Genomic DNA, 9,112 nt, shown 5'->3' with positions numbered 1-9,112 from the left:
GAGCCTGCCATTGGCGGCCCGATCGGGCTGCTCGAGGACGGCGACATCATCGAGATCGACGCGGTCGCCGGTACCCTTAACGTAAAATTGAGCGACGCCGAGCTCGCCCAGCGCAAGACCAAATGGACCGCTCGCGCGACTAACCACACGTCGGGTGCGCTCTGGAAATATGCTCAACAGGTTGGACCAGCGGTCGGGGGGGCAGTGACCCATCCGGGCGGCGCGCACGAGAAACAGTGCTATGCGGACATCTAGGCGTGCCATAGTTGCGTTTGTGTTGGGGGTCGGTGCGCTGGCCGCCCCGGCGCTTGCCTTCGACGGGGCTCCGGTCAACCCGAAGGACGCGACCATCCCGGTCGTCACCACCTTGCCGGGGAGCGCGGCGACCGCACGCGGCAAGGTCGCGCCGGCGGCCGTGCCTCAGGCGACCTCGCTTAGTGCGCTGCAATATGCCGCCGAGGGTGGTCACCCCATCGCGCAGTGGAAGCTCGGCCGCATGTACGCCAATGGCGACGGTGTCGCCCAGGACGATCTGCGTGCCTTCGAATATTTCAGCCGGATCGCCAATGCGCATGCCGAGGACAGCCCGTCGGCACCGCAGGCGCAGATCGTGGCCAACGCCTTCGTCGCGCTCGGCCGCTACTATCTGAGCGGCATCCCGAACTCGAAGGTCAAGTCGGACCCGGAGCGGGCGCGGGAGATGTTCTCCTATGCTGCCTCCTATTTCGGCAATGCCGACGCGCAATACGATCTCGCCCGGCTCTACCTGAAGACGCCGGACGCCTCGCGCGAGGATTTCCGCTACGGCGCGCGCTGGCTCGGCCTCGCCGCGCAGAAGGGCCAGCACGAGGCGCAGGCGCTGCTCGGCCAGATGCTGTTCAACGGCGACCGTCTGCCGCGACAGGCCGCGCGCGGCCTGATGTGGCTGACGCTGGCGCGCGACAGCGCCGGTGCCGACGAGACCTGGATCAAGGAAAGCTACAGCCGCGCCTTCGCCAAGGCCTCCGACGACGACCGCGCCATGTGCCTGCAAATGCTGGAACAGTGGGTGCAGGGCGGCCGCCGCGAGTAGGGCGGCAACTCGGTGCCGGTAGGGTGGGCAAAGCGCAGCGCGCCCACCAACTCTGCGGACGTTAGGCTGCCTCCAGATCCAGATCCGCCCACACCGGCACGTGGTCCGAGGGCTTCTCCCAGCCGCGCACATAGCTGTCGATCCCGACATTGGCCAGCCGGTCGCTGGCCTGTGGCGACAGCAGCAGATGGTCGATCCGCAGGCCCTGGTTCTTCTGCCAGGCCCCGGCCTGGTAGTCCCAGAAGGTGTAAAGCCCGGGTTCATCCGTGACGGCCCGCAAGGCATCGGTGAGGCCGAGGCCGAGCAGGGACTGAAAGCTCTCCCGCGTCTCGGGCTTGAACAGGGCGTCCTCGGTCCAGGCGGCCGGATTGTGCACGTCGCGGGCGTGCGGGATGACGTTGAAATCGCCGGCGAGGATCAGCGGCTCCTCGGTCTTGAGGCGCTCTTTCGAATAGTCAAGAAGCCGGGACATCCATTTGAGCTTGTAGGGATATTTCTCCGTCCCGACCGGATTGCCATTGGGCAGATAAAGGCAGGCGATGCGCAGCACCCCGCGCTTGAGCGTGACCACACCCTCGATGAATCGGGCATGGGCGTCCTCGTCGTCGCCGGCGAGCCCCGACTTGGTCTCGTCGAACCGGAGCTTGGAGAGCAGCGCGACGCCATTGAACGTCTTCTGCCCGTGCGTGACCACGTTGTAGCCGAGCGCCTCGATCTCGAGCCGCGGGAAGGCCTCGTCGACGCATTTGATCTCCTGGAGGCAGACGATGTCCGGCTGGCACTCCCTCAGCCAGGTCAGCAGGAGGTCGATCCGCTGCCGGACCGAGTTCACGTTCCAGGTGGCAACTCTGATGGTCATGTCGGCGGGCTCCGGGCAGGGGCCATGGTTAGAACAAACTGCAAACGCGCCCGTCAAGGACGCCGCAAAATCTCCCACAAAATTAACCCGGCTTAAGCAGGCGGCAGGCCATTGATCGTCAAAAGGTTCCGCGAATGGGATGGCCGGACAAATCGATGAAGCGAACCGAGCCGCGTGACGGCCTGATCGGCGCGTTCCTGTATTGGCTCGGCGGCTTCGAGATCGAGGACGGCCTGACCGCCGATCTCAGCGAGCGCGAGATTCGCCGCATCCGCGCCAAGCAGATCGACGCCGTAACGCGGCTGATCCCCGTGACGATGGCGGTGACGATGCTGAACGTCGCCATCGTGCTGATCCTGTTCTGGGGCCGGGGATGGAACGACTTCCTCGCGATCTGGGGCCTGACGCTCGCCGCCACCGCCTCGCTCGCGGTGCGCGCCTGGCGGCGGTCGCATCAGAACCCGCCGCAGGAGGCCTCGCCCCGCGCCGCGCGGCAGATGCTGCGGCAGGCGGTCTTGCTCGCCGCGATCTGGGGCGCGTTGCCGCTCGCTCTGTTCAGCCGCATCGAGCCGACCAGCCAGCTGATCCTGGCCTGCCTGATGGTCGGCATGATGTCGGGCGGCGCCTTCACGCTGTCGACGTTCCCGCGCGCCGGCCTCGTCTATCTCGCCACCATGACGACCGCCTGCGCCGGGGCGCTATTGCTCTGCGGCGCCGGGCCGTATCTGGTGACGGCGGTGTTCCTGCTGCTGTTCGCATTCTTCATGGCGCGCAGCATCGTCTCGCAGGGCAATCTGTTCCTCGGCAATCTCAAGGCCCAGCTCGAACTCGAACGCCAGACCGAGATCATCTCGCTGCTGCTGAAGGACTTCCAGGAGAACGCCAGCGACTGGCTGTGGCAGACCGATGCCGAAGGGCATCTGGTCGATGTGCCCGAGCGCTTCGCGGACGTCGCTCAGTTGCCGCTGCCGCTATTGAAGGGATCGCATTTCGCCGACGTGCTCGACATGCTGTGCCCCGAGGACAAGAGCGCGGCCTACAACGTCGTCGGCCTGATGGAGCAGAACGAGCCGCTGCACGAGATGAACCTCAAGGTCGTCGCCGGCGGCGAGGCGCGGCTGTGGTCGCTGACGGCCAAGCCGGCCTATGATCGCGAGGGACAATTTTTGGGCTATCGCGGCTTCGGCCGCGACGTGACCGAACGCTGGCGCGCGGAAAAGGCCGAGGCCGAGAGCCGCGCCAAGTCGGACTTCCTCGCCGTGATGAGCCACGAGATCCGCACGCCCATGAACGGCGTGCTCGGGCTTGCCAGCATGCTGCTCGAAACCAAGCTCGATCCGGAGCAGCGCGAGGCCGTGACCACGATCCGCGAGTCCGGCGACAATCTCCAGCGCATCCTCAACGACATCCTCGACCTGTCCAAGCTCGAGGCCGGGCGCTTCACCTTCGAAGTGATCGACTTCGCCCCGCAGGCGCTGGTGGAGGCTGTCGTGACCGTGGTCCGCGCGAGCGCCAAGGGCAAGGGGCTGACGGTCAAGCTGGCACTCGACCCGAACCTGCCGCCGACGCTGCGCGGCGACGTCGCGCGCATCCGCCAGGTGCTGCTCAACCTCGCGTCCAACGCGGTGAAGTTCACCGATGAAGGCGAGGTGACGATCTCGGCGACCTGCCAGGCGCGCCGCGATCTGCTGGCGACCGTCGAATGGACGGTGACCGACAGCGGCATCGGCATCGCCCCCGAAAAGCTTGGCCAGCTCTTCAGCGACTTCGCGCAGGCCGACGCCTCGATCAGCCGCCGCTTCGGCGGCACCGGGCTCGGGCTTGCGATCTCCCGGCGCATCATCGAGCAGATGGGCGGCACCATCGGCGTCACCTCGACGCCGGGCGAGGGATCGACCTTCCGCTTCACGCTGGTCCTGCCCTGGAGCCAGGCGCAGGCCTCCGAGCAGACGGCCGGCCACGATGAGGCCGACGAGCTCAAGACCCGTATCGCCGGTCTCGATCGGCCGCTGAAGGTGCTGGTCGCGGAGGACGATGCGGTCAACCGCATGGTCGTGAGCAAGATGTTGGGGGCCTTCGACGTCGAGCTGCGCGTCGTCACCGACGGCACCGAAGCCGTCGCGGCAGCATCCGAAGGCAATTACGATGTGGTGCTGATGGACGTGCGCATGCCCGACATGGACGGGCTTGCCGCCACCCGCGCGATCCGCGCGCAAGGCGGGCGCTGCGAAGCTTTGCCGATCGTCGCGCTGACCGCCAATGCCTTCCCCGAGGACGTCAGGATCTGCCGCGAGGCGGGCATGTCGGACTTCCTCGCCAAGCCGCTGCGCAAGCCGGCGCTGGTCGCGGCCTTGCTGCGTGCGCTCGACGGCCACGTGATGTCCGAGGACGCGCCGCTGCAGCCGGAACTGTTGCCGGCCGAGATGGAGTGGACGGATGAGGAGAAACAGATAACCGGCGTTTAGCCGGTCAGACCGAGAAGCTGGTGCCGCAGCCGCAGGATGCCGTTGCGTTCGGATTGTTGACGCGGAACGAGGCGCCGATCAGATCGTCGACGAAATCGACCTGCGACCCCGCCAGGAATGGCTGCGAGGCGGAATCGACCAGCACCACCGCATTGTCCTGCTCGATCACGAGATCGTCGTCGGTTCGCGCACGGTCGATGTCGAATTTGTACTGGAAACCCGAGCAGCCGCCGCCCTCGACCGAGATGCGCAGCATCGCGCCAGAGCCTTCGCCCTTGAGGATCTCCCCAATCCGGCGTGCGGCGCGGTCACTGATGGTCACGTCGGTCGTCATGGCTCGTCTCCGATAGTCCCGCGGTCATACCAGGTTCACTTGCCCAATTCATTTGGTATCCCGCGTCCGGCATAGTTAAGTGCAAGGATACGCAGAATCAAATGGATAGGGACTAAATTCGTCGTGTCCGTCGGAATGGCTGCCCCCCATGCGCCCTATGCCTGCGATCCCGACCGCAGCCGCGGCCGGCTGGTCGCGGAGCCGCCGAGCCGGACCCGCAGCCCGTTCCGGCGGGATTGCGACCGGGTGATCCACTCCACCGCGTTCCGCCGCCTGAAGTACAAGACCCAGGTGTTCGTGTTCCACGAGGGCGACCACTACCGCACCCGGCTGACCCATTCGCTGGAGGTGGCGCAGATCGCCCGTGCGCTGGCCCGGCAGCTCGGGTTGGACGAGGATCTCACCGAAACCCTGGCGCTGGCCCACGATCTCGGTCATCCCCCGTTCGGCCATGCCGGCGAGCGGGCGCTGGACGCCTGCCTGAAGGATTTTGGCGGCTTCGACCACAACGCCCAGACGCTCCGCGTCGTCGCTTCGCTCGAGCATCGCTACCCCGATTTCGACGGGCTCAACCTGACCTGGGAGTCGCTGGAGGGCATCGTCAAGCATAACGGTCCGCTGACCGACCGCAGCGGCGCGCCGGTGGGGCGCTATCGCGAGCACGGCATTCCCGTCGGCATCGCCGACTATATCGAGACCTACGACCTCGAATTGTGGAGCTTCGCCTCACTGGAGGCGCAGGTCGCCGCCATCGCCGACGACATCGCCTATGACGCCCACGACATCGACGATGGTCTGCGTGCCGGCCTGTTCCATCTCGACGATCTCAAGGTGATGCCGCTCACGGCTGAGATCATCGCCGAGACCTCGGCGCACTATCCCGACCTCGAAGACCTCAGGCGCGGTGCCGAGCTGGTGCGCGAGCTGATCTCGCACCTGATCGGTGCGGTGTTCGCGCAGGCGCAGAAGAACCTCGCCGCGGTGAAGCCCCAATCGGCCCAGGATGTCCGCCAGCAGAGCCGGGCGCTGGTCGCATTTCCGGCCGAGGTCGCCGAGGAGGAGGCCGCCATCAAGACCTTCCTCTACCAGCACATGTACCGTCACAAGCGGGTGATGCGGGTGATGGGGGAGGCGGAGCAGATCCTGTTCGACCTGTTCGCGAAATACCTGAAATCCCCGGGCGAGCTGCCGCCGGAATGGCTCTCGGGGGCGGAGGCTGACAATGAGGGTGACCGGGCCCGCCGGATCGGCAATTTCATTGCCGGAATGACCGACCGTTTCGCCCTGACCGAGCACCAGCGGCTTTTTGACTCGACCCCGGATTTGCGTTAGGCGGCGGCCATGCCCGACACATCCTCAGCACTGCATTTGTTCGCCGACGTGCTTGCACGCGTGCACGCCGCCTGCCGTACGCTGGCGGCGGAAGCCAACTGGCCCGAGGGCATCGATTTCTCGCGCGTGGTGGTCGAGCCGCCGCGCGATCCCTCCCATGGCGACATGGCGACCAACGCCGCCATGGTGCTGGCGAAAGAGGCAAAGGCCAAGCCGCGCGACCTCGCCGAGCAGATCGCCGAGCGGCTGCGCGCGGACGCGCTGATCGCCAAGGTCGACGTCGCCGGTCCCGGCTTCATCAATCTGACGCTGCAGCCCGCTGCCTGGGCCGAGGCGCTGCGGATGGTCCTGCGCGAGGGCGCCGATTACGGCCGCGTCCGCGGCGGCTCCAAGGTCAATATTGAATACGTCTCGGCCAATCCGACCGGGCCGATGCATGTCGGCCATTGCCGCGGCGCCGTGTTTGGCGACGCGCTGGCGAGCCTGCTCCGTTTCGCAGGCCACGACGTCGCGCGCGAATATTACATCAACGACGCCGGCGCCCAGGTCGACGTGCTCGCGCGCTCCGCGTTCCTGCGGTACCGCGAGGCGCTCGGCGAGGACATCGGTGCGATCCCGGAAGGCCTCTATCCGGGCGACTATCTGAAGCCGGTCGGCGCGGCGCTGGCGAAAGAGCACGGCGACAAGCTCCTCGCGATGAGCGAGGTCGAATGGCTGCCGACGGTGCGCGCCAAGGCGATCGCGATGATGATGGACGAGATCAAGGACGATCTCGCCGCCCTCAACATCCGTCATGATGTGTTTTTCTCGGAGCGCTCGCTGATCGAGACCGGCAACAACAAGGTTGCCGAGACCATCGATTTCCTGAAGGCCAAGGGCGACGTCTACGAAGGCCGCCTGCCGCCGCCAAAGGGCGCGCCGGTCGAGGATTGGGAAGACCGCGAGCAGCTGCTGTTCAAGGCGACGGCTTACGGCGACGACGTCGATCGTCCGCTGATCAAGTCGGACAATTCCTACACCTACTTCGCCGCCGACATCGCCTACCACAAGAACAAGTTCGACCGCGGCTTTGCGGAAATGATCGACGTCTGGGGCGCCGACCATGGCGGCTATATCAAGCGCATGCAGGCGGCGGTAAAGGCGACGACGTCGGGCAAGGGCTCGCTCGACGTCAAGATCGTCCAGCTCGTCAAGTTGCTGCGCAACGGCGAGCCGGTGAAAATGTCCAAGCGGAGCGGGGACTTCGTCACCTTGCGTGAGGTGGTGGATGAGGTCGGCCAGGACGCCGTCCGCTTCATGATGCTCTACAGGAAGAACGACGCCGTGCTCGACTTCGACCTCGCCAAGGTCATGGAACAGTCGCGCGACAACCCGGTGTTCTACGTCCAGTACGGCCACGCTCGCGGCCACTCGATCTTCCGCAACGCGCGGACGGAGGTGTTCCCGGAACTGCCGGAGGATGCCGGCGAGCGGATCGCCTGGCTCGCTGAGTCGGCGGTGGAACGGCTCTCAGACCCCGTCGAGCTCGACCTGCTCAAGCGTCTCGCAATATTTCCGCGCATGCTGGAAGCCGCAGCCGCGGCCCACGAGCCGCACCGAATTGCCTTTTATCTCTATGATTTAGCCAGCGAATTTCATGCACTTTGGACGAAGGGGCGCGATTTGCCCTATTTACGCTTCATTATCAATAATGATGCAGAGCTTACAAAGGCGCGACTGGCCATGGTCCAGGGCGTCGTCTCGGTTCTGGCATCGGGCCTCGCCATCCTCGGCGTCCATGCTCCGAACGAGATGCGGTAGTTTGGGGCGAACTACTTAAGGGGAATATCGGGGGTAACCGGCAGAAGCCGGATCGCTTAGACTTGGTTGAAAGCCTTGTGGGTCGAAAGCCGTGCCTTGGTCGAGGGGCGCGCGGCTTTCCCGAAGGGACGCATCATCACGATGGCCGAACGATATCAGGACAGACCGTTGCCCTCCGATGACTATGGTCGCGGCGGCGCCCAGCATGGCAAGGCGGAGAGCGATCCCTTAGCCGAGCTCGCCCGCCTGATCGGACAGACCGATCCGTTCGCAGCTCAGGGGCGGCCCGGCGCACATCCGCCGGCAGCCCCCGCGCCCGCGCAGGGCTATCAGGACGACGACTATCGGCAAGAGGATCGACAGGACGATTATCAACAGGACTATGCCGAGCAGGCCCCCCCGGCGCAGCCCGGGCCGCCCTCATGGATGCGGCGGGCCAACGTGCAGCCGCAGCCGGCGCCAGCTCCCGAGCCAGACTATCCCGTGTCCGTAAACCCGGTCCACCCGTTGCACCGCTATTCAGCCCAGCCTGCCGCGCCCGAGCCTGAACTTCATCAGCCCCAGGCTTATCAGGATCACGCCTATCAGGCGCAATCCTACCAGGATCAGGCCTCCCAGCAGGATCAGGCTTACCAGCAACAGGCCTATCAGGAGCCACATCAGCAGCCCGATCCGGCGCGTTACGACGATGCGCTCTACGGCCGGCTGGAGGCAGGCGAGCAGGATTATCAGCGCGATCCCGCCTATCCCGACGATCCCTACGCGTATCAGAGCGACTATCCGGAGGCGGAGCTCGAAGAGCCCAAGAAGCAGCGCGGTGGCATGATGACGGTCGCAGCGATCCTGGCGCTTGCCGTGGTCGGCACCGGCGCCGCCTTCGCCTACAAGACCTATGTCGGCTCGCCCCGCAGCGGTGAGCCGCCGATCATCAAGGCCGACAACACCCCGACCAAGATCGTGCCGGCGCCGACGGATTCCTCGGCCAAGGTGCCGGATCGCATGGTGAGCGGCGATGGCACCGAGAAGATCGTGCCGCGGGAAGAGGCGCCGGTCGACGTCAACGCCAAGGCGGGCGGTCCTCGCGTGGTGTTCCCGCCGCTGAACCAGAATGCGAACCCGCCGTCGGTGGCGAGCGTGTCGCCGTCTGCGGTGCCGCCGCCGAGCACGGGCGCGAGCAACGGCACGATGTCGAACAATTCGCCGCGCCCGATCAGGACTGTCGCCGTGAAGGGCGATCAGACCGACAGCGC

Annotated in this window: 7 protein-coding genes and 1 pseudogene; 6 read left to right on the top strand and 2 right to left on the bottom strand. The window is 65.9% G+C overall.

Features of this window, described 5'->3' with window-relative positions; all coding sequences use genetic code 11:
• Both IC66_RS0122920 and IC66_RS0122915 read left to right on the top strand, forming a co-directional pair.
• Window positions 1–255: pseudogene (locus IC66_RS0122920) on the top strand (dihydroxy-acid dehydratase domain-containing protein); the annotation flags it as partial.
• Window positions 242–1,072, top strand: coding sequence for a tetratricopeptide repeat protein (locus IC66_RS0122915; RefSeq protein WP_028145390.1), 831 nt, complete (start codon window positions 242–244; stop codon window positions 1,070–1,072). The pseudogene IC66_RS0122920 and the gene IC66_RS0122915, both read left to right, overlap by 14 nt.
• 61 nt (window positions 1,073–1,133) lie before the next feature.
• Here IC66_RS0122915 and xth read toward each other — a convergent pair whose 3' ends face one another.
• Window positions 1,134–1,931, bottom strand: coding sequence for an exodeoxyribonuclease III (gene xth / locus IC66_RS0122910; RefSeq protein ID WP_038949167.1), 798 nt, complete (start codon window positions 1,929–1,931; stop codon window positions 1,134–1,136).
• A 134-nt stretch (window positions 1,932–2,065) separates the two neighbouring features.
• Here xth and IC66_RS0122905 point away from each other — a divergent pair, with 134 nt between their 5' ends.
• Window positions 2,066–4,396: an ATP-binding protein gene (locus tag IC66_RS0122905; protein WP_028145388.1), complete on the top strand. Its 2,331-nt coding sequence runs from the start codon at window positions 2,066–2,068 to the stop codon at window positions 4,394–4,396.
• A 4-nt stretch (window positions 4,397–4,400) separates the two neighbouring features.
• Here the strand turns inward: IC66_RS0122905 and erpA are convergent, their stop codons facing one another.
• Window positions 4,401–4,730 (bottom strand): iron-sulfur cluster insertion protein ErpA, encoded by a 330-nt coding sequence (gene erpA, locus IC66_RS0122900; protein WP_038949166.1) that lies wholly within the window; start codon window positions 4,728–4,730, stop codon window positions 4,401–4,403.
• Window positions 4,731–4,853: 123 nt separating this feature from the next.
• Here erpA and IC66_RS0122895 point away from each other — a divergent pair, with 123 nt between their 5' ends.
• From IC66_RS0122895 to IC66_RS0122885, 3 genes are all read left to right on the top strand, one after another.
• Window positions 4,854–6,062 carry a deoxyguanosinetriphosphate triphosphohydrolase gene (locus IC66_RS0122895; RefSeq protein ID WP_038949165.1) on the top strand — a complete coding sequence of 403 codons (1,209 nt, stop codon included), beginning with the start codon at window positions 4,854–4,856 and terminating at the stop codon, window positions 6,060–6,062.
• Window positions 6,063–6,071: 9 nt separating this feature from the next.
• A complete protein-coding gene (gene argS, locus IC66_RS0122890) occupies window positions 6,072–7,862 on the top strand; it encodes an arginine--tRNA ligase (protein ID WP_038949164.1) in 1,791 nt (596 codons plus the stop codon).
• Window positions 7,863–8,003: 141 nt separating this feature from the next.
• Window positions 8,004–9,112: hypothetical protein (locus tag IC66_RS0122885; RefSeq protein ID WP_038949163.1), on the top strand; the 1,109-nt coding region annotated here is incomplete at its 3' end.

Origin of the sequence: Bradyrhizobium genomosp. III (assembly GCF_000261705.1) — a bacterium.
Lineage (GTDB): Bacteria > Pseudomonadota > Alphaproteobacteria > Rhizobiales > Xanthobacteraceae > Bradyrhizobium > Bradyrhizobium ottawaense.
This window is presented reverse-complemented; position numbering and strand designations above follow the sequence as displayed.